At 39.2% G+C, this 18730-nt stretch carries 17 protein-coding genes; 11 read left to right on the top strand and 6 right to left on the bottom strand.

The annotated features are described in order from the left end of the window. The first annotated feature begins 3 nt into the window (after positions 1-3). The 8 genes from EHQ62_RS04795 to EHQ62_RS04760 all read left to right on the top strand — a co-directional run bounded on the left by EHQ62_RS04795 (position 4) and on the right by EHQ62_RS04760 (position 8092). Positions 4-1827, top strand: coding sequence for a ComEC/Rec2 family competence protein (locus EHQ62_RS04795; protein WP_341866964.1), 1824 nt, complete (start codon positions 4-6; stop codon positions 1825-1827). After that, positions 1781-2659 (top strand): 16S rRNA (adenine(1518)-N(6)/adenine(1519)-N(6))-dimethyltransferase RsmA, encoded by an 879-nt coding sequence (gene rsmA / locus EHQ62_RS04790; RefSeq protein ID WP_135641091.1) that lies wholly within the window; start codon positions 1781-1783, stop codon positions 2657-2659. The genes EHQ62_RS04795 and rsmA overlap by 47 nt, the downstream gene beginning before the upstream one ends. 18 nt (positions 2660-2677) lie before the next feature. Next, a complete protein-coding gene (locus tag EHQ62_RS04785) occupies positions 2678-3922 on the top strand; it encodes a sterol desaturase family protein (protein ID WP_135641090.1) in 1245 nt (414 codons plus the stop codon). 275 nt (positions 3923-4197) lie between these two features. Next, the gene (locus EHQ62_RS04780) at positions 4198-4983 is read left to right on the top strand and encodes a M23 family metallopeptidase (RefSeq protein ID WP_135641089.1); all 786 of its coding nucleotides are present in this window, start codon (positions 4198-4200) and stop codon (positions 4981-4983) included. 6 nt (positions 4984-4989) lie between these two features. Continuing rightward, positions 4990-5817 (top strand): HAD family hydrolase, encoded by an 828-nt coding sequence (locus EHQ62_RS04775; RefSeq protein ID WP_135641088.1) that lies wholly within the window; start codon positions 4990-4992, stop codon positions 5815-5817. Next, positions 5814-6500 carry a 16S rRNA (cytidine(1402)-2'-O)-methyltransferase gene (rsmI, locus tag EHQ62_RS04770; RefSeq protein ID WP_135641087.1) on the top strand — a complete coding sequence of 229 codons (687 nt, stop codon included), beginning with the start codon at positions 5814-5816 and terminating at the stop codon, positions 6498-6500. Before EHQ62_RS04775 ends, rsmI begins: the two co-directional genes overlap by 4 nt. Before the next feature lie 39 nt (positions 6501-6539). Continuing rightward, complete coding sequence (locus EHQ62_RS04765) at positions 6540-7163, top strand: helix-turn-helix domain-containing protein (RefSeq protein WP_100727632.1); 624 nt, start codon at positions 6540-6542, stop codon at positions 7161-7163. Between the two features lie 2 nt (positions 7164-7165). Continuing rightward, positions 7166-8092 carry a 50S ribosomal protein L11 methyltransferase gene (locus EHQ62_RS04760; protein ID WP_135641086.1) on the top strand — a complete coding sequence of 309 codons (927 nt, stop codon included), beginning with the start codon at positions 7166-7168 and terminating at the stop codon, positions 8090-8092. Here the strand turns inward: EHQ62_RS04760 and EHQ62_RS04755 are convergent. Further along, positions 8089-10227 carry a 7TM diverse intracellular signaling domain-containing protein gene (locus tag EHQ62_RS04755; RefSeq protein ID WP_135641085.1) on the bottom strand — a complete coding sequence of 713 codons (2139 nt, stop codon included), beginning with the start codon at positions 10225-10227 and terminating at the stop codon, positions 8089-8091. The genes EHQ62_RS04760 and EHQ62_RS04755 overlap by 4 nt on opposite strands. A gap of 81 nt (positions 10228-10308) precedes the next feature. Here EHQ62_RS04755 and EHQ62_RS04750 point away from each other — a divergent pair, with 81 nt between their 5' ends. Further along, positions 10309-11685, top strand: coding sequence for a flavin monoamine oxidase family protein (locus EHQ62_RS04750; protein WP_135641084.1), 1377 nt, complete (start codon positions 10309-10311; stop codon positions 11683-11685). On the opposite strand, the gene EHQ62_RS04745 is transcribed toward EHQ62_RS04750, so the two are convergent. Then, complete coding sequence (locus EHQ62_RS04745) at positions 11682-12794, bottom strand: acyltransferase family protein (protein ID WP_135641083.1); 1113 nt, start codon at positions 12792-12794, stop codon at positions 11682-11684. The genes EHQ62_RS04750 and EHQ62_RS04745 overlap by 4 nt on opposite strands. A 49-nt stretch (positions 12795-12843) precedes the next feature. Between EHQ62_RS04745 and EHQ62_RS04740 the strand changes: the two genes are divergently transcribed. Both EHQ62_RS04740 and EHQ62_RS04735 read left to right on the top strand, forming a co-directional pair. Further along, complete coding sequence (locus tag EHQ62_RS04740) at positions 12844-13137, top strand: HNH endonuclease (RefSeq protein ID WP_135641082.1); 294 nt, start codon at positions 12844-12846, stop codon at positions 13135-13137. Further along, entirely contained in the window at positions 13137-13502 is a 366-nt protein-coding gene (locus EHQ62_RS04735; RefSeq protein ID WP_135641081.1) for a DUF1292 domain-containing protein, read from the top strand. The genes EHQ62_RS04740 and EHQ62_RS04735 overlap by 1 nt, the downstream gene beginning before the upstream one ends. Here EHQ62_RS04735 and EHQ62_RS04730 read toward each other — a convergent pair. The 4 genes from EHQ62_RS04730 to EHQ62_RS04715 are packed head-to-tail and all read right to left on the bottom strand — an operon-like array spanning position 13486 to position 18658. Next, on the bottom strand, positions 13486-13908 hold the full coding sequence (locus EHQ62_RS04730) for a MaoC family dehydratase (protein ID WP_135641080.1): 423 nt from the start codon (positions 13906-13908) through the stop codon (positions 13486-13488). The two genes, EHQ62_RS04735 and EHQ62_RS04730, sit on opposite strands and share 17 nt — an antisense overlap. A 32-nt stretch (positions 13909-13940) precedes the next feature. Continuing rightward, positions 13941-15182, bottom strand: coding sequence for a sensor histidine kinase (locus EHQ62_RS04725; protein WP_135641079.1), 1242 nt, complete (start codon positions 15180-15182; stop codon positions 13941-13943). A 3-nt stretch (positions 15183-15185) separates the two neighbouring features. Continuing rightward, positions 15186-16760, bottom strand: a complete 1575-nt coding sequence (locus EHQ62_RS04720; RefSeq protein ID WP_135641078.1) for an acyl-CoA dehydrogenase family protein — start codon at positions 16758-16760, stop codon at positions 15186-15188. Further along, positions 16757-18658 (bottom strand): AMP-dependent synthetase/ligase, encoded by a 1902-nt coding sequence (locus tag EHQ62_RS04715; RefSeq protein ID WP_135641077.1) that lies wholly within the window; start codon positions 18656-18658, stop codon positions 16757-16759. Before EHQ62_RS04715 ends, EHQ62_RS04720 begins: the two co-directional genes overlap by 4 nt. Positions 18659-18730 lie beyond the last annotated feature (72 nt).

The raw sequence follows: 18730 nt of genomic DNA, 5'->3' as shown, positions 1-18730 counted from the left end.
AAAGTGAATGCAAAACTACTTCCGAATTCTTCCTTTGGTTGGTTTTGTTTTGGGATTTGTGTCACGGCATCACTCTTCAAATTTGGAACCCAAATCCCTGGATTTTACCTACTAACATTTTCGCTTGTTACACTTTCTCTTTCCATCATACTAGTTTTCCCTCCTCTATTTCCGAAAACATGGGAGAGCCGATTGTTAACGTTTGCCATTGCTTCGTTTGTTTTTGTTTTGTTTGCGGATACAGGACAAATTTCTTTGCCAAGACAACCAAAACCGTGGTTTCGTTTATTCCTCATCGATACGTGTAAACAATCTCCCCTTTCTCCTCTGGAACAAAGGATTGTCATAGGTCTTGTAACCGGTTCCACAAAAGAGATCCCAAAGGACTTTAAGGAGATTGCCAAGGAATCAGGGATCTTACACCTCTTTGCAGCTTCAGGGTTGCATTTGGGCATTTTTATTGGTAGCCTTCAATTTTTTGGAAATCTGATCTTTACCCAAAAGAGATGGATTTCGATTCTCCTTTCTTTGGCCCTGGGATGGTATTATTTGTATCTTTTGAACTTCCCTGTTTCTTTTGTTCGGGCATATTGTTTTGCGTTTTTCACCTTATTGTCTTCTATTCTCTATCGCAAAATCGCTGTTAGCGATCTACTCATCATTTCTTCGGCAGGCATTGCATTTTTTTTATTTTCTGATTTTTTAAGTATTGGATTTTTACTCTCGTTTGGGGCTGTATTTGGAATTTTTTATCTCAAACCAAGTTTAGACCAAATACTTCTGCCAAATTCTCAATCTTTATTTAAAGAAAATTTCACATTAACATTCGTTTGTTCCCTCTGCAGTTTCCCTGTCCTTGTATACTACTTCCATTCCTATTCATTTGGTGGGATTTGGATCAATTATTGTTTGGTACCATTGGCCGGAATTTTACTCCCTTGCCTTTATTTCACCATGTTTCTCCAAGCATTCCTACCAAGTGGTTTGGAAGTTTTGATTTCTAGTTGGATTTGGACGCCAACTTCGTATTTACTCTCTCTTTTTTTGAAACTCTTTCAATCCCTTTCGGCTCAAGGGAGGGGTTATCAAATTTGGCAAGAGTTCACAGAATCGTTTGTGATCGCTTCACTATTGTTAATTTTTTTCTTATGGTTCGTGTATCGTTACAACCTATGCCAAAAAACAATGATAAAGTGGGCATTATCCATCCTTGTGTTTTCATTTTTTCCATTGGTTTATTTTTATCCGCAATCAAGGAGTTTACCAGTTCCCTTCCAAAAAGGAAAAGGATACTTTTCTCTTACAATTCAAAATCAATTTTTTCTTTACGGAAATTGTTCACCTTACAAACGTTTGGATTTACCCACCACTAAAGATAAAATTAATACCATTTTATTTGAATCCGAATCTTGTTTGCAAACCGTACTTCGGCTAAAAAAGAAACATAATGTCCAGAACACCATTTGGTATGACAAATCCTCTTCACCATTCCAATCAGTTTTGGAGAAAGAAGGGATCCAAATCCAAACTTCCTCTCGCCTTGGCGACTCCATTACAAGTGAAAGGAGCATTTTCCGTTTTGATGGCAATCCCAAGGAAATCCAATCCTTGTTACGTACCTTACACGAAACAGGAAGAAAAAATAAGAAAAAAAACTGGAAAGGAATCTTGGTTTTGGATTTCCCTCCCTGGAAAAAAAAGGAAGCGAAAGAATGGATCACCTACCAAAAACTACTTGGGATTTCTAACGCCTGGGAAATCTTCATCGTTGAGGATCATTTTGAAATCCCCTTACTCCACAATCTCACAAATCCAAACTTTCTTTGAAAAAAAAGGAATCCGTGCCCAAAAAAAATTTGGTCAAAATTTCCTGATCGACCAAAATATTGTGGAATACATCGTCAACATCGCAAAACCTTTGTTTATCGATAAAGAAGTTTCACTTGCAGAGATTGGGATTGGGCTTGGGACATTGACCTACCCCATCCTCAGCCTACAAAAAGAAACCGATCTCTTCGAAATCGATTTTGCATACATCCAACTGGCAAAAGAGGAGATTTTACCAAAATTTCCCAATGCCCATCTACATGCAGGGGATGCATTAGAGAATTTATTCCATATCTTTCCCAAACAAGTGTTTGTCTTCGGTAACTTACCTTACCACCTCACAACCGAAATCATCAATACCCTTCTCATCCATTGCCGAAAGTTCCAAGGTGGGATCTTTATGGTGCAAAAGGAATTTGCCGAACGCCTGGTGAAAGAAAGATCTTCCTTATCAGTGTTTTTGTCTGCATTCTGTGATGTAAAATACCTGAAGACAGTCCACAAAAACTGTTTTTTCCCCATTCCTAAAATCCACTCCGCTTTGATTTTACTGACACCCAAATCGGAAACTGGTAGGAGCCATTGGTCCCCCCAATCAGAAAGCGAAGTGGCAATTTGGTCTCGGATGTTACGAACCCTTTTTTGGGGGAAACGAAAACAAATCCAAGTCAGTTTACGAGAATCCCCATTCTCCGATGACCCAAAGTTTCGGGAGGCATTGGCTCTGGCAATCTCACGTTCTGGCATCCCCCCGACCAAACGTCCCGAAGAATTGAACCAGGAACAATTTCTGAATCTCGGTCAACATTTGCTTGACATTTTGTCAAAATGATGTCAAATCTATACCGCTATGTTCGAGAATTTCAAAGCCCCTCAAATTGTTACCTTTGCCATCCCCGTTTTCTTTTTGCTGATTGGGATTGAGGTCTACATCGGTTACCGAAAAAACAAAGACCTTTACCGGTTGAATGATTCCATTGCAGATCTGAGTACGGGGATCATTTCGCAGATTTGGGGTCTTTTCCAAAAAGGGATCGGGTTATATGCCTATTTTTATATCTACGAACACTTTCGTTTTTTTGAATTTGCTCTGACAAACCCTTGGGCATGGGTGCTTTGCATCGTCGGTCAAGATTTTTGTTATTACTGGTCCCACCGATTGGCTCACGAAGTGAATTTCCTTTGGGCGGGCCATGTCATCCACCACCATAGCGAAGAGTACAACCTTGTGGTTGCCCTCAGGCAAACGGGCCTTGGTGGACTTGTGACTTGGATTTTTTATGTGCCACTCGCACTCGTTGGGTTCCACCCTTGGATGTACCTGGCCAGTGGGCAAATCAATTTGATTTACCAATTCTGGGTGCACACCAAAGCCGTTGGTAAAATTGGTAAGATTGGAGAGTTCCTCCTCTCCACCCCTTCCCACCACCGCGTCCACCATGCGATTAACCCCATCTACATCGACAAAAACCATGGGGGGATCTTCATCATCTTTGATCGGATGTTTGGAACCTTTCGGGAAGAAACAGAACCTTGTGTCTATGGAACCGTAAAACCCCTACGGAGTTTTAATCCGGTTTATGCCAATTTCCATTATTACTGGGAACTTTTGAAACAGTCCTTCCAAGCCGAATATTTCTTAGACAAAATCCTTGTGTTCTTCAAACCTCCCGGTTGGATCCCAAGGCAAGGAAACCAACCAGCTGGATTTTTGCCGATCCCGGAAGTAAGTCCCACAACCTTCCAAAAGTATGACCCAAAGCCAGCATCGGAAGTGAAAACCTATACAACCACTTGGTTTGTCCTCGTTTTATTATTGTCCTTTGCCTTTTTGCTCTTTGTTCCCAAATTCAGTTTGGTCTCACAAATCCTGGTCACGATTTGGGTGACACTTTCCCTGGTTTCGATCAATGCATTGATTGAAAACAAAACTTGGGCAGGGGCTCTCGAGATCACAAGGTTGTTATTTGGATTCTTAGTACTAGGTTACTTCGATGTCAACTGGGCCTATTATGCCATTGGCATCGTATCTCTTGTGATCGCAGGGATTTATCTCTACCGTACGGGCCAACAAAAGACACAGGTCACTTCTTAAACGAATCCAATGAAAAGGACCGAAAACCCGATCGGTCCTTTTTTCCCACACCCTCCTTCCTTTGTAGATTTTTCCTATATTACACCATTCCCGAATTCTATTTAACAACGTTAATGCCCACCAACCCACCTAGAAAAGGAAATGACACCGATCCAGGTAACTTTCTTATGTCACATAAAAGCCATGTTTGAGGCAGGATTCCAGCCTCTTCGCCTTGACCCGGCGAGGGGCCGTGAGAATTTGGCATTGCACCATAGTTTTTGAGGCGAAATGAGATGAAGCGAAACCGCAGTTACTATATCATACTGGTCCTAATCCTCTTTGTCGTGACCTACTCGGCCTATGCGGCTTACCAAAAACAAAAAAACGGTCCTGTTTTTTTGGACAACCATGTCTTCCAACGTTACAACGACCAATGGGGTCTTTGGGTGGACTTAAACGCTGAGAAAAAGTCCCTCCTGGAAAAGGCTTCTGAGTTTGGAGTGCTGGCCCAAGAGGTGATGGAAATCAACCACCTGACGGATGCCGACCTCAAACGTTTGAAACGATCCATTTTTTTCCCGTATTCTTCAGAATACATGCGTAACCTCCAAGAAAAGGAACTCTTTCGCGAAACCATTGAATCACCAATTGACCAATTCATTTGGCCCGTACTCCCCAATAACAAATCCCGGATTTCCTCTCGGATTGGAAGGCGTTGGAACACTTGGCACACTGGCCTCGACATCGCCATTCCTAAAAATTCCATTGTCCTTGCGGCAGCAGACGGTGTGGTCGAAGAAGCAGGGAGAGGTGGTGATTATGGTCTTGCTGTCAAAATTTACCACCATGACATGAACCACTTCCATACTGTGTATGGACACAACCAAGAGTTACTCGTAAAACCTGGTGATGTCGTGAAAAAGGGACAGATCATTGCATTTTCTGGAAACACAGGAAAATCAACAGGACCCCATGTCCACTTCGAAGTTCGATTTCACAATGTGTATTTAAACCCGGAAAACTTTCTCACTCCCTTTGAAGAAGGGGTTGCCACAAACCTAGTCGGATTTGCAGACTAAGAAGTTGTGACACAACTTACAAAGAATAGTTGGACGGATGAAATTTATGAACGTCTGACATCACTCATCCCGAAAAAAACAGGCATCGCCTGTTTCGATTTTGATAATACGCTCATCCGAAATGACTTTGGCGAAAAGATCATGGACCAACTGATCAAAGAAGGGCTTGTCTTTTTACCAAAAGACCTTTCTCCTTTTTTTCGGGATAAAGATCTTTGGAAAGACCATACCCAACTTAGTTTTGCAGAAAAAGAACATTTGGTTTGGGAAGAGTATGCCTACCAATTAAAAGAATTTGGGATTGAACGAGGGTATCGTTGGACTTCCTTTCTCTTCCAAGGACTCACGAAAGCTGATTATTTTGAAGTCTCAGAGCGTGCTTGGAACCTCGTAAACCAACCAGATAAAGAGACAGGTGTTTTCCCACAGGTGGAAATGAAGGACCTCATCCAATACTTAAACCATTACAATTGGCAAGTGTACATTGTGACAGCTTCTCCCGAACCTGGAATTTCTGCGATCGCCCACCATTTTCCAGTCAAGGAATCCCATGTGATTGGCATGAGACAAGCGTTAGATGAAAATAACAAATACACTCACGAACTCATAGAACCCTATACCTATGGTGAAGGGAAAGTGAAGGCTATCGAAGAGAGGATCGGCGAATACCCAGACTTGGTATTCGGTGATTCATTTAACGACTATCCGATGTTAACCAAAGCAAAAGAATTTGGTGTGGCAATCGACAAAGGTGATCCCGAATTTGTAAAGGTTTGTTCTTCCCAAGGGATTCTCATCCAACCATATTTTGCCTTCCCAACTCTTACCAAATGAACCGATTGTATTTAGTATCCAATTCCATTGGAAATGATTTAGATCTCCCGCCTCGCACAAAACAATTGCTAGAAGAAGCAGACTGGATTTTGGGAGAAGAACAAAGGACCACTTCTACCCTTTTAAAAAAGTTAGGGATCACAAAACCCTTTGATCTTTTAAATGAACATACCACGAGAGCCGAGATGGATGAAATTGGAATGAAGTTGGCCATGACAAAAAGGACATGCCTCATTTCCGACTCTGGTAGCCCTGGCCTAGAAGACCCAGGGAAATGGCTTGTTCCCTTGGCGTGGGAAATGGGTGTGGAAGTTCGTTCTGCTCCAGGACCAACCGCTCTCGTTTCTGCCCTCACAAGTTCTGGTTTTGCCACTTCTCCATTTTTGTTCCTTGGATTTTTGCCGAGAGAGGAAAAAGAAAGGGAAAGGACGTTAAAACAATACTTAGGCCTAGGGATCACATTGGCATTTTATGAAACTCCTTACCGTGCCAAACATTGTTTGGAGACTCTCGCAAAAATCCTTCCCCATGACCGTAGGATTTTCCTTTCCCTTGGAATCTCGTTTGCCCACGAAACTTCCTTCCGAGGGCCTGCCAAGGAAGTCCAAAAAAAATTCCCACAAGGGATGAAACTCCCACCCGTCTTTGTGATTGAAGAGAAAAAAGAAAGGCCCAAACGTTAGTTTCTTGACAGTACCTCTGTTATATTGAACGCTTGGACAATGGTTAGTAAAGTAGAACAAACAAGTGACGGATTAGATCCGCTAATTTCAGAATCAGGCGACTATATAACAGATGTTGTCAAAGAAAACCTGAAACTCATCCGTCATACCAAAGGATTTTCTTTGGACAAACTCGCAAACCGTTGTGGTGTGAGCCGAGCGATGTTGTCCCAAATCGAACAAGGAAAATCCGTGCCAACCATTTCTGTTTTATGGAAAATTGCCAATGGGTTGAATGTCCCCTTCTCGGAATTGCTCAAAGAAAAAAACCAAGATGGAATCCATATCCTCAAAGCGGAAAACTCAAAAGTATTGTATTCCAACTCGAAGGTTTTTGCCAGTCGAGCCCTCTTCCCTTTCCTCGGGAACCGCAAAACAGAATTCTACGAACTCATTTTAAAACCAGGTGGACATGAAGTCGCCGAACCACACAAAACAGGAACAACAGAAAACCTTGTTGTGGTTTCTGGCAAACTTCGTTTGCGTGTGGGAGAAAAGGTGGTCGAACTCGAACCAAAAGATTCAGTATTCTTTAAAGCCGATGTCTCACACGAATACTCCAATCCTACGGACCAAGAAACACTTATGTATCTAGTCATGGATTATACGGATGAAATAGGTTAACTTTGGAATATAGAGAACTCAAAGTCAATTTACCAAAAGAATTATCCGATGTTTTTTACGAACTCCTTGATTCTTTACAATGCGCAGGGTATTATGAAATTCTTTTTGATGGGGAAGCTCCCAAAGAAAAAGAACAAGGCCTAATCCGTGACAACACTAACATTCGAATTTATTTACAAACAGATGAAGTTGAAAAAGAATTAAAAATTTTAATTTTTTTAAAACTCCATGCACCTAACAACTCCAATTCGGAATCTCGGATCATTGAAACTAGAGATTACGAAGAAGCCTACAAAGAATATTACAAACCTTTTCCCATTGGAAACAAACTTTGGGTAATCCCAACTTGGGAAAAAAAAGAACCTAACTCCATTGCTCTTTGGGAACCAACAGGTGGGATTCCACTTTTTATCAATCCAGGTGTTGCGTTTGGCACAGGACACCATGAGACCACCAAACTGATCTTAGAACATTTGGATAGTTTGTATGCGGAAGGTAGTTTTCCGTTTGCATCAGCCTGCGATGTGGGAACTGGATCTGGAATCCTTTCCATTGGCCTTGCTAAGTTTGGTGTTTCTAAAATTTTTGCTTTGGACATTGACCCAAATGCCGTAAAAGCTGCCTGGTCCAATTGGACAGAAAACGACTACCCAAAGGGTTTTCAGTTTCGTGTAGAAGAGTCAGGGATCGACAATCCTAAACTAAGTAACGAATACTATGATTTGGCGATTGCTAATATCACCTTTGCTGTACTATCGCAAAACATCCGTCATTTGGCAAAAATCAATGCTCCGAGGATTATTTTTTCCGGGATCATCACTGAGAAAAAAGATGATTTTTTAAGTTTATTACAAAGCCATTTGCCAGGCAAACTCCTCTACTCCAAAGAATGGAACGAATGGTGGGTGTTAGATTGGCAGAGGAATTAATCACGGTTTAAAAATTTTATCAAACTCACCTGATTTCCTTTTTCATTGTATTCAATTCGATCAAATACTGACTTAGTCATTAAAATTCCGCGACCATGTTGTATATGAGCTTCATTCATGGCATCAATGGATTTTTCCATGTGTTTTTTATGATCAAACCCCTTTCCCTCATCGGTGATTCGGTAAGCCACAAATTCATGACTGAAGGAATATTCAATTTTTACCTTTTTCTGACGGTATCTCGGGTCTTCTTGGCGTTTTTGTAAAAACTCTAAATAATTTCCTTCTAAAAGGGCATTCGACTTTTCATCAAAACTAATATTCAAATTTCCATGTTCCACTGCATTGATGATGATCTCACGGACAGAAGAACGAATTTCTGTTTGTTCGATGGTTGTAAGGTATTTTGATAATTGGGCAGTGATCTTTTGAGAAACAAGTTCTGCGTTTCGTAAGTAATTGTTCATGGAAATTTCAATTTTTTCGGATTCAATCAATTGGATGATGGTGTCTTCATATTCAGGAGATAAGGTCATAAGGACTTCTCTTGTTTCCTCAAAATCAATGTATTGGATCCGACAAACCATCTCTTTGGGTTCTTTTACATACTTTTGAGAAAGTTCCGTTTTGAAATTAATGGCAGAACCTGTCATCTTTAAGTCAGTGAGTTTGTCATTCACAAACATCACATTGTAATCGGATTTTTGGTCACGACCCGTATATAAGATTTCTGTAATTTTTTTATTTTTTAAATCATCTAGGCGGTAACCCAGGTGTTTGGATAAAGACCGATTGGCATTGATGATTTGGAAATCTTCATTCATCATTAGGATCACTTCATCAGAACCTTGGAAGATTTCGCGAAATCGTTTTTCTGATTCCTCGATTTTGATTTTGGCGTTAGATAAATCTCTTAAGTTTTCTCTAAGGCTTCTTGTTAAAAAATTGATTCTGTCAGCAAGACCAAGTGACAACAAAATGGTTTGTAGGGCAGTACCAATTTGGATTGTCCACCTTGTGATGTTGTTGTCAGATAAAAATCCCAAACTTTTTAATGAGTAAAGCAAAACACCTAACAAAAAGAAAGCCCAAGAAATTAGATAATAACGGGCAGTTCTCACGTTGGCAATGTATGTATTAGTACCACTATAAACGAGTAATAAGGCAGTAGGAACCGTTAATAGGATTGAGGTTACCATGGCAATCCTGTAACTTAAGAAAAAAGTAATACAAGAAAACAGTACTAAAATCCCCACCCAAACCCAAATTAACTTGGAAATTTTTGGTAAATGTTTTTTTAAACTTAGATAATTATTCGTGAAGATGACACCAGTGATACATGACAAACAAATGAAAAAAGGTAATGAATAATTTGCCCAAAACACCCAATTCGGCCAAAAGTATTGGAAGGCAAAACCGTTGTTTACCAAGTGAAAGAAAAATATAGAACTGATAAAGAAAAGGTATAATAAATAACTTTTTTCATACGTGAAAATGTAGATGAAGAAGTTATATGCAATCATCACAAACAAAATTCCATAAAAAACCCCAAAAATCATTTGTTCTTTGGAAAGTTTCTCATTAAATTCCCTTTCCGTCCATAAACTGAGTGTGAGAGGGATCGTCGATTCTGATTGGATTTTCAGATAATAAACATATTTTGAGTTGGCAGCTGATTCCAAAGGAAAAACAGGATTACGGTAATCTATATTTCTCTCTGCAAAGGCAATGGAATCTCCAAGGATTCGTTTTGCATCCTTAGGCAACGGATCACCAAAGATTTGGATCTCGTCGATAAGTGGGAAATCAAATAATAAATTCCAACGAAGTAAGCGATTCGTTGGGTTTGCCACTTCCATTCGCACCCAAAAGATGGACTGTGAAAATCCTAAATTGGGAGAACCCAGAACCTTAAACTCCAGATCCTTTTTACCAGAAATTACGTCCTCTGGTAGTAGAGAATGGTTGGGGTCTTCCAAAACCAAAACTTGGTTCCAAATCGCTTCTCCAAACATCTCCGATTTTAATTGGATGATTGGATTTGCATGGTACTTTTGGGGATAAAAAAGGGCAAAGAAAAGAGTGAGGACAAAGAATGGATTGTATATTTTGAAAGGAGTTTTTGTATTTCGCATAAAAAGCCAAAGTCAATAGATTCTATTTTTGTAATTTTTCTAGCCTTTTTTGTTTTGAGTGCTAAAATAGGGGAAAGTTCTATGAATCGAAAAACCTTCCTCAAAAATTTGACTCTCACTGCTGCAGGAGCGAGCCTGCTCTTCCCCAAAAAATACTTCGGACAATCCACAGGAGTTGTGACCGCCGAGACAAAACCAAGGCCAACTGGAGGCAAACGAGCCATCATCCTCGGAGGAGGACTTGCTGGCCTTTATTCAGCCTATTTACTCAAACAAACGGGTTATGATGTAACTCTTGTTGAACGAGGAGAAAATTTCGGTGGTAGGATTGCCACATACCAAAACCCCGAATTGGGAATTGTACAAGACTTAGGTGGGGAATGGATTAGCGAAAACCAAACGGATATCAAAAGTTTGGTGAAACAACTTGGTTTAGAACTAGTAAATTCCAATATCGCAGATCGATTTTCTCTCACGAAGGCAAACCAAGAATACCATAAAATCTCAAGCACCTCCATAGACACACTCGACAAAGTGATCGACTTACACAAATCACTTGGTGCGAACCAAAAACAAGGTTTAGATAAAATCAATTTTTCTTCTTACGCTCGTTACCAAGGTTTATCAGAAGAGGAAATCCAATCCATGAATGATTTGTACCGGATCATTTTAGGTGGCGACTTAAACCAAATCTCAAGTGAGTCGGTTCTCGACGACTTATCTGCCCTGCAATCTGCCTTAAAACCCAAATACCAAGTTAAGGGCGGGGCATTTCAAATCATCCAATCCCTAGTCTCACAATTGAAAGGACAAGAGTTACTTACTGGAGAAACGGCAATCAAAGTTTCACAACAAAAAAATCAAGTGACTGTGGAGCTACAATCAGGGCGTACAGTCAAAGGCAACTTGGTAGTTTGTACGCTTCCAACTTCTGCATTACTTGATATCAAATGGACACCAACCTTACCGAAAGATTTGATTTATTCGGCACTTCGCATGCAAACTGGAAAAATTTCTAAAAATTTATGTTTTGTGAAATCAAATGCCAACCTTTCCAATTTTTTCCAAAACACCACAACGGCTGCAGAAACATTGTATGTATCGGACTTCGCAATGGGATCCAACATAACGGCCCTTACCTCCATCTCCACAGGGGACAAAGCTTCACTCTTTGAAAAAGGGACCGATCGTCAGAAAAAAAATCTTATGGTGTCGGCTTTAGAAGAGGTGGGAAATTTTGAGTTAATCTCTGAAAATCCATTCCATTTTCATAGCTTTCAAAAATCAACAGGCAGACCAGGTTTTGTTTCCCTATTCCCACCAGGAAGTTATGGGATCAAAGATGTTTGGAATGATCCCTTTGAAAGAGTGTTTTTTGCGGGAGAACATTTAGCCTTACATACAGGCAGTATGGACTCTGCAGTTGCTTCTGCCATCCAAGCCATTAGCAAAACCTAATGTAGCTTCAATCCAAACAAAAATCGTAATGGTTTGAACTTTTGGATGAAATAATGATAGAGGAAAAAACTAAGGCACAACACTACCAAATTGTGAAACAAAAATTTTTCCCATAAAGGGAAAGGAAGGTCTTTCACAAAAAAAGCATACGCCAATGAGATGGGATGGTGGACGAGATAAATCGGCAAACTCGCTTCGATGATATAACTTCCTACTTTCCCTTCTTCATTTCCAAATCGAATAAATGCATTCACAAAAAACAAAGTCCACAGATAAGGGGAAGTGACCCATAAAAAGATATGAAAGGTTCGATACCACGGATTCGCGTAGGAAAAATAAATCCAAAGTGGATCGTTTATTTCAAAATCCATCAAAAGTAGAGAAAACACCAATGCCCAAAGAAAAATCGCAGTCACTTTGTAAGGTGAAGAAAACCTTTGGAAAAAAATCTCTTTCCAAAAATATGAAATTACTCCTGCAGTAAAAAAAGAAAATTGATACAGAAATGTAAGTTTAAATATTCCAAAATAAGATTCCCCTTTTCCGAATTGGGTATGAGAACCTAATACAAATAAGAAACAAAACAAAAAAAGGATCAAAAATCGGAACCGGAAATCCTTCCAAACTTTCCAATGGATGATTTTATCAATCCATTTGTGGAGTAATAGATACAAAATACTAAAACAAAATAGATCTACTAAAAACCAAATATGAGAATGTTGGAATTTTTCTTTCGTAAAAAAATGAGTCAAAAAATCCATAAGGCTAATATTCGGGATTTTTGTTTTTTCCATCAAAAAGTATTGGATCGGAGCCAAAAACAAAAGTCCAAAAATGGTTGGGATGAGAACCCTTCGTAACCTACCTTCCAAATAAAAGCCGGTGCCTTTTTTTTCCACAACCATGGCAGAAAAAAAACCTGAGATCATATAAAACATTGGCATCCGAAAACTATGGATCCAATAACAAAAATACGAAAGCATCTCACTCCTTTCTTTTGTTTGGATTGCATACTGGATCTCTGCCGCATACACGATGGCAGAATGGAAAACAATGCCAAGCAGTAACGCAAATGAACGTAAATTGTCCAGGTAAATGAGTCGTCCCATTCCTCCATCTTTTTCTTGACGAAGAGAAAAAAACAGATTTTTTTAATGTATGACGGAACCGCCACTCGAACCATTTTTTTCCGACATCAGCGACGAAGAAATCAAACGAGAACGAAAAAAAGCAAAGGATCTAAAAAACACTGCTTGGTGGAAAAATAAACGTGCCTCTGGAATCTGCCATTACTGTGGGAAAAAATTTAAGGTTGAGGAATTGACGATGGACCATCTAATTCCACTTATACGAGGCGGAAAATCAGTGAAAGCAAATTTGGTTCCTGCCTGTAAAGAATGTAATTTCAAAAAAAAGCACAGTTTACCTTTTGAAAGGGAATTTTTCCAATAATGGATATCAAAGATTTTGGATTCCAAGCAGATGACTTTTTACCGAATCGGACAACGGAAGAAATCGATTTGGTGGATGAAAAAGGAAATAGTTACCAATGGGAAGTGTTTTATTCTTTTTCTTTAATGGGAAATGATTATTTAGTTTTTTTACCAACAACAGAACAAGAGTACCAATTTGTTAACGTGGAGATGGATGATCCCGATTCAGATGTTCCTGGTTACATTGTGATGCGACTAGGACAAGATGAAGCAGGAGAAGAAATTTTAGAAGAGATTTTGGATGCCGACGAGTTAGAAGAAATTCGTGAGTTTGTAGAAGATGAAATTGGTTTGGTTGGCCAGTTCCTTAACCGGGAGGAATGACCAAAGTTTCACCTTTCGTGACCACTTCCCCTTTTTGGTTGGTCCAAACAATTTTCATTTTAACAGCTTTTAATCGTTCTACTTTTTCCACAACTTCCACGAGACATGTGATCGTATCTCCAAAATACACAGGTTTTCGAAACTTGGTTGTGGTTTCCAACGCAACAGTTCCAAGGCCTGGTAATTTCATACCGAGTACAGGTGCAAGTAAAGATGCAGCAAGTCCTCCATGAGCGATTCTTGCTCCAAAAGCAGTTGATTTTGCATATTCCTCATCTACATGTAATGGATTGAAATCACCACTGATACCAGCGAAAAGATAAACATCTGTTTCTGAAATTGTTTTCGTAAACGAAGCTTTTTCTCCTAATTGAATTTCTGAAAAACTTTTTCCTTTTGTGTACATACTTACCTGCAATTATCGATGAATCAAATTGATCACTTTGAATTTGTATTTTTAGGTGAAAAAGAAAAATGATAAAAAACACCTTCATTGGGTTTAGAGATACAACTTACTTCTTTCCCATTCAATTGACTTGATAAAGAAAATATCACTGATAATCCAATGGTTTCTGCTTTATGGTAATCAAAACCTTCTGGAAATCCAACTCCATTGTCTCGATACTTTAGTTCAAATTGATGATTTTCATTTACAACAAATTCAATTTTGATTTGAGCTTCTGGTTTAGATACTTTGAAAGCATGACGGAAACTATTTGTTAACATCTCTGTGATCATAAGACCCATAGGAATCGCATCAATGATGTTAAACTCCATTTTTTGGATATCCAATTCAATCGAAATATCAGCTCTCATGTACATCAGTTTGATATTTTCCACAAGGCTTGTGATGTAATCAACTGAACTTAAACCTGATAGGTTTTTGCCACTGTATAATTTTTCATGAACAAGAGCAATGGCTTTGATTCGGACAATACTTTGTTCCAATATGTCGGCTGTTTCTCTTGGAGAGGAGTATACTTGTAATTGTAAAAAAGATATGATGACAGCTAAATTATTTTTCACACGATGGTGAACTTCTGTTAGTAAAGTTTCGTTTTCCTTAAGTGATTGCTCCAGTTTGGTTTGGTTTTCCATATAACTTGTCATATCTGAAATGACAGCCACAGCCTTATTCGGACTTCCATCTTTGGAAGGGATGAAAAGTCGATGTTCCAATGCCCATTTGATTTTTCCGTCCTTCATTTGGATGCGGTAAAGTAAACCAGTGTGATTTTCTTTTAATTGGTTCATCCAAATATGAGACATTCTGGCTCGATCACCTTCATGGACTTGGTCAATTAAAAGCTGAGGGTTTGAGATAATATCCTCTGTTTTGATATCAAACAACCGGCATACTTGTTCACTAAGGAAGTCAATTTTCCAGGTGTCCAAATTGAAAACAATGACCGCGTCTTCAATCCTTTCTAAAATCACTTGGAAGAGTTGGTCTGATTCAAACTTCTCCGATAGTACTTTTTTTTGATTTTTGAGTTCTCGTACAAGTAAAACATAAATGATAAAGGCTGAGACAGAAACAAATCCCCAACCTTTAAAACTTTGAATTTCTCTTGTGTCTTCTGCGGATTGGAAAAGGAGTGAAATGGCGTAATCTGAAAAGTAAATCCAGAGAAACCCGAAAAACAAATAAAAGATCGCAATTCGGGCTGCTGCTTTCACAATTTATGTTAGCTCCTGTAAGGTCGCAAAACGGCTATGGACTGTCTCCTCAATGTTTGCCCCTAATTCTCGATAAAGGGACCAAAGCTCAGTGAGCTCTTTTGGAACATAAGGATTTAGCCGGCTCATAGACATCAAATACTTCCCCACAAGATAATACGAAAGTAACTTCCGATCTATCATTTTTTCTTCCGTTGGATAAGATTCTATTGTTTTGTGAGTATCAATTTCGGATAAATACAGGATCACAAACACAGATAAAACATCAGCAAAGGCAAATTCGATTGACTGTTGTTTTTTACGGTTGGTTTCTCCATCCATTTTCAAAATGATTTCGAATAGTAAATTTTGGATCAGATCTGCTTGGTTTTTGGGAGACTCGATCTTTCCAAATTCCTTTTGGAATTTTTCTTTTCCAGAATACAAAGAAGAGATAATGGACCTTTGGATTTCGCTTGTACCACCTCCAATGGTTCCAAGTTTTACATCTCTGTAAAAGCGTTCCACCGCATACTCTTTCATGTACCCATACCCGCCAAAGAGTTGTACGGTGTCTTTTGCCACATCTTCTGCAAGTTCTGATGAAATCAACTTACCCAAACTACTTTCTAAAGGAGAGGGAATGCCTCTATCTTTTCTTTCTGCAACCCAATATATCAACCTTCTTGCAGCTTGGATGTAAACCCAATTCCTAACTAAAATATCTTGCATCCCATAAAAACTCGAAATGGATTTTCCAAATTGGATTCGTTCATTTGCATATCGTATGCCTTTCCGAAAACAAAACTCCATAGCACCGGCAAGACCTGCGACGAAAACAGTTCGCTCCCATTCCAAAGTTTCTTTCCCAATCCTCATAAAACCAGTGTTTAGTGGTCCAAGTAGATTTTCCTTTGGAATGATCATATCTTCAAATACCAATTCAGCAGTCATTGAAGTATGATGTCCTAGTTTTTTTAAAACTTTACTCACCTTGAAACCAGGAGTATGGCTCTCCACAATAAAGGCAGAGATTCCCATCGGCCCTCTTCCTTTTTCAGAAGTTCTCGCCATCACAACAAAAACTTGTCCAACAGGTCCATTGGTGATAAATGTTTTGGATCCATTTAATTTCCATCCACCTTCTACTTCTTCTGCTCTCGTGAGGAGTGAGGCAGCGTCTGATCCAGAAGCAGGTTCTGTGAGTGCAAAACCTGCCATCCATTCACCTGTCGCAAGTTTCGTGAGATACTTTGTTTTTTGTGCTTCTGTTCCTTGGAAAACAATGGGCATGGTTCCAATCACCAGATGTGCAACCCATGACAAACCGATCCCACCGTCAAGGGAACCTGATGCAAATGCATCTGTTGCAATCGAACACAATAAACAACTTGCCCCTTCCCCACCATATTCTTGTGGAATGGTAAGCCCTGTTAATCCTGCCTTCGAAAACTCCTTCCAGAGATCGTCAGACCAAATTTCTTTTTCGTCCCGCTCCTCTGAAGTAGGGAATACTTTTTCTTCTGAGAATTGGTATACTGTGTTATAAAAACTCCTTTCCTCATCACCTAGATAAGGATTTAGTTTTGGATTGATCATTGGTAAATTCCTTCAATTTGTTTTGCGAAAACATCTGAAATGATGTTTCGTTTCATTTTAAGAGTTCTTGTCATTTCTACATCTGGATCAAATGGTCTTGGAACCACATAGAAATTGTTAGCTGGGATCATTTCAAAGGATTTAAATCCATTTTCGCGTGAAATGATTTTTGAGATTTCTTTTCGAAACAAATCTCTTACCATAGGATTTGCATTCCATTCCTGAGATTTGTCCTTAGAAATCCCTGTAATTTTAGCTTCTACAGCTTCAAAATTGGGCACAATGAGGGCTGCTAATGTTTTTTTATCATGACCAACGACCATTACCTGGTCAATGTAAGGTGATGTTAAAAGTTTGTCTTCGATTGGGATTGGTTCAACATTTTCTCCACCAATCAACGCAATTGTATCTTTGGATCTGCCAGCAAAAACGAGTTCGTTCCTATGAGAAATCATCATTAGATCCCCCGTATCAAAAAATCCATCTGCATCAAAAACAACTTGGTTGAGTTCGGGTCTTTTGTAATAACCTTTCAGAATTTGTTTGGATTTGATCCAGAGTGTTCCTTTATCACCTGTTTTTGTAAGGATTTTTCCCATGTCATCTTTCAATCGTATCTGATAACCATCAATGGGAATGCCAACGGTTCCTTTTGTTGGTTTGGAGTTGGACCGAATGGAAACTACGGCAGAAGTTTCTGTCATGCCATAACCTTCCAAAACTTTCAAACCGATTGCTGATAAAAATCCATCAACTACGCTTGGTAAGGCGGAACCGGCAGAAATACAAATCCGAATCCTTCCACCCAGTGCTTTGTGAATGGTAGAAAAAATTTTAACACTCAGAAGTTTGAGTGGGGAAAGTAAAACTAAAATCAATAATGCATAACTACGTTTACATAGAGAAATCAAAAAATTTGGTTTTTGGATTTCAAATTCAAATCCCATAAACATAGCATAGTATCTTGCCCATGTTGCTCCCACTTTTAAGAAAAAATGGAATAATTTCTCTTTGAATCCACCTTCTTTGGCAACCTTTGCCATAATCCCATTGTAAACTGATTCCCAAATCCTCGGAACCGATGGAAAGATAGTAGGACGAAAATCACGAAGGTCATCTTTTAGGCTCGTCATATTCGAAATTAAAAAATCCAATCCTAAAAATATCCCTGCATATTCAATGGCCCTTTCAAACGCATGCCATGGTGGCAATAAACTCACAGCATTGTCATTTGAATTCATGTCCAATCGTGCGATGGTATTTTGAATGGCAGTGATCCAACCTTTTTGTGTTAACATCACTCCCTTGGGATTCCCAGTTGTACCCGATGTATAAATGAGAGTTGCAAGTGCATCTGGATCAATTTGTTTGATTCTGTTTTCTAAAATCTGTTTTCCATTCGATTGCCAGATCAGTTTACCTTTTTCGACAAGTGATAAAATTGAATCATTGCCGCTGATAAGCTCTCCTTGTTCATTTTCCAAAACAAAAATCTGTTTCAAATGAGGAAGCTCACCTAACAAGTCTTCGACTCTTTTTTTGTCTTTGGGTTTTTGTACTACAAGAAACTTTGCTTCAGAATGATTCAGGATGTATAAAATTTCTTCTCGGACAATATCAGTTCCCCGAGGGACCACAACTGCCCCAGCAGTCAAAATGGAAATGTCTGTACGCAACCAGTTGACAGACGCATCACAAAAAAAACCGATTCGATCTCCAACTCCAACACCTAGATCGATGAATCCAACTGTCAAGTGGTCGACAAACTGCTTCAATTCTCCAAAACTGATTCCAGGAAATTCGGTTGTGGACTTCCGTTTGCGAAACGATACTTTGTTTGGGAAGTTCACTGCAACGGATTCCAATGCTTGGTAGAGGATTTGGTAGTTTTGGTTCATGGTCTTTGCCTTTTCATTTGGTGCTTTTTACTGGAAATGTAGGATGGATAAAAAACCACTGTTCGTTTTTTG

It is taken from the genome of Leptospira jelokensis, from assembly GCF_004769635.1.
Taxonomy (GTDB): domain Bacteria; phylum Spirochaetota; class Leptospiria; order Leptospirales; family Leptospiraceae; genus Leptospira_A; species Leptospira_A jelokensis.
Note: the sequence above shows the minus strand (reverse complement) of the source record. Positions and strands in the feature narration are given on the sequence as shown.

Bases quoted from the DNA above. Each gene is read 5' to 3' on its own strand.
- EHQ62_RS04785 (WP_135641090.1), top strand. From the start codon at position 2,678: ATGTTCGAGAATTTCAAAGCCCCTCAAATTGTTACCTTTGCCATCCCC.
- EHQ62_RS04780 (WP_135641089.1), top strand. From the start codon at position 4,198: ATGAAGCGAAACCGCAGTTACTATATCATACTGGTCCTAATCCTCTTT.
- rsmI (WP_135641087.1), top strand. From the start codon at position 5,814: ATGAACCGATTGTATTTAGTATCCAATTCCATTGGAAATGATTTAGAT.
- EHQ62_RS04765 (WP_100727632.1), top strand. From the start codon at position 6,540: ATGGTTAGTAAAGTAGAACAAACAAGTGACGGATTAGATCCGCTAATT.
- EHQ62_RS04755 (WP_135641085.1), bottom strand. From the start codon at position 10,227: ATGCGAAATACAAAAACTCCTTTCAAAATATACAATCCATTCTTTGTC.
- EHQ62_RS04750 (WP_135641084.1), top strand. From the start codon at position 10,309: ATGAATCGAAAAACCTTCCTCAAAAATTTGACTCTCACTGCTGCAGGA.
- EHQ62_RS04745 (WP_135641083.1), bottom strand. From the start codon at position 12,794: ATGGGACGACTCATTTACCTGGACAATTTACGTTCATTTGCGTTACTG.
- EHQ62_RS04740 (WP_135641082.1), top strand. From the start codon at position 12,844: ATGACGGAACCGCCACTCGAACCATTTTTTTCCGACATCAGCGACGAA.
- EHQ62_RS04735 (WP_135641081.1), top strand. From the start codon at position 13,137: ATGGATATCAAAGATTTTGGATTCCAAGCAGATGACTTTTTACCGAAT.
- EHQ62_RS04730 (WP_135641080.1), bottom strand. From the start codon at position 13,908: ATGTACACAAAAGGAAAAAGTTTTTCAGAAATTCAATTAGGAGAAAAA.
- EHQ62_RS04720 (WP_135641078.1), bottom strand. From the start codon at position 16,760: ATGATCAATCCAAAACTAAATCCTTATCTAGGTGATGAGGAAAGGAGT.
- EHQ62_RS04715 (WP_135641077.1), bottom strand. From the start codon at position 18,658: ATGAACCAAAACTACCAAATCCTCTACCAAGCATTGGAATCCGTTGCA.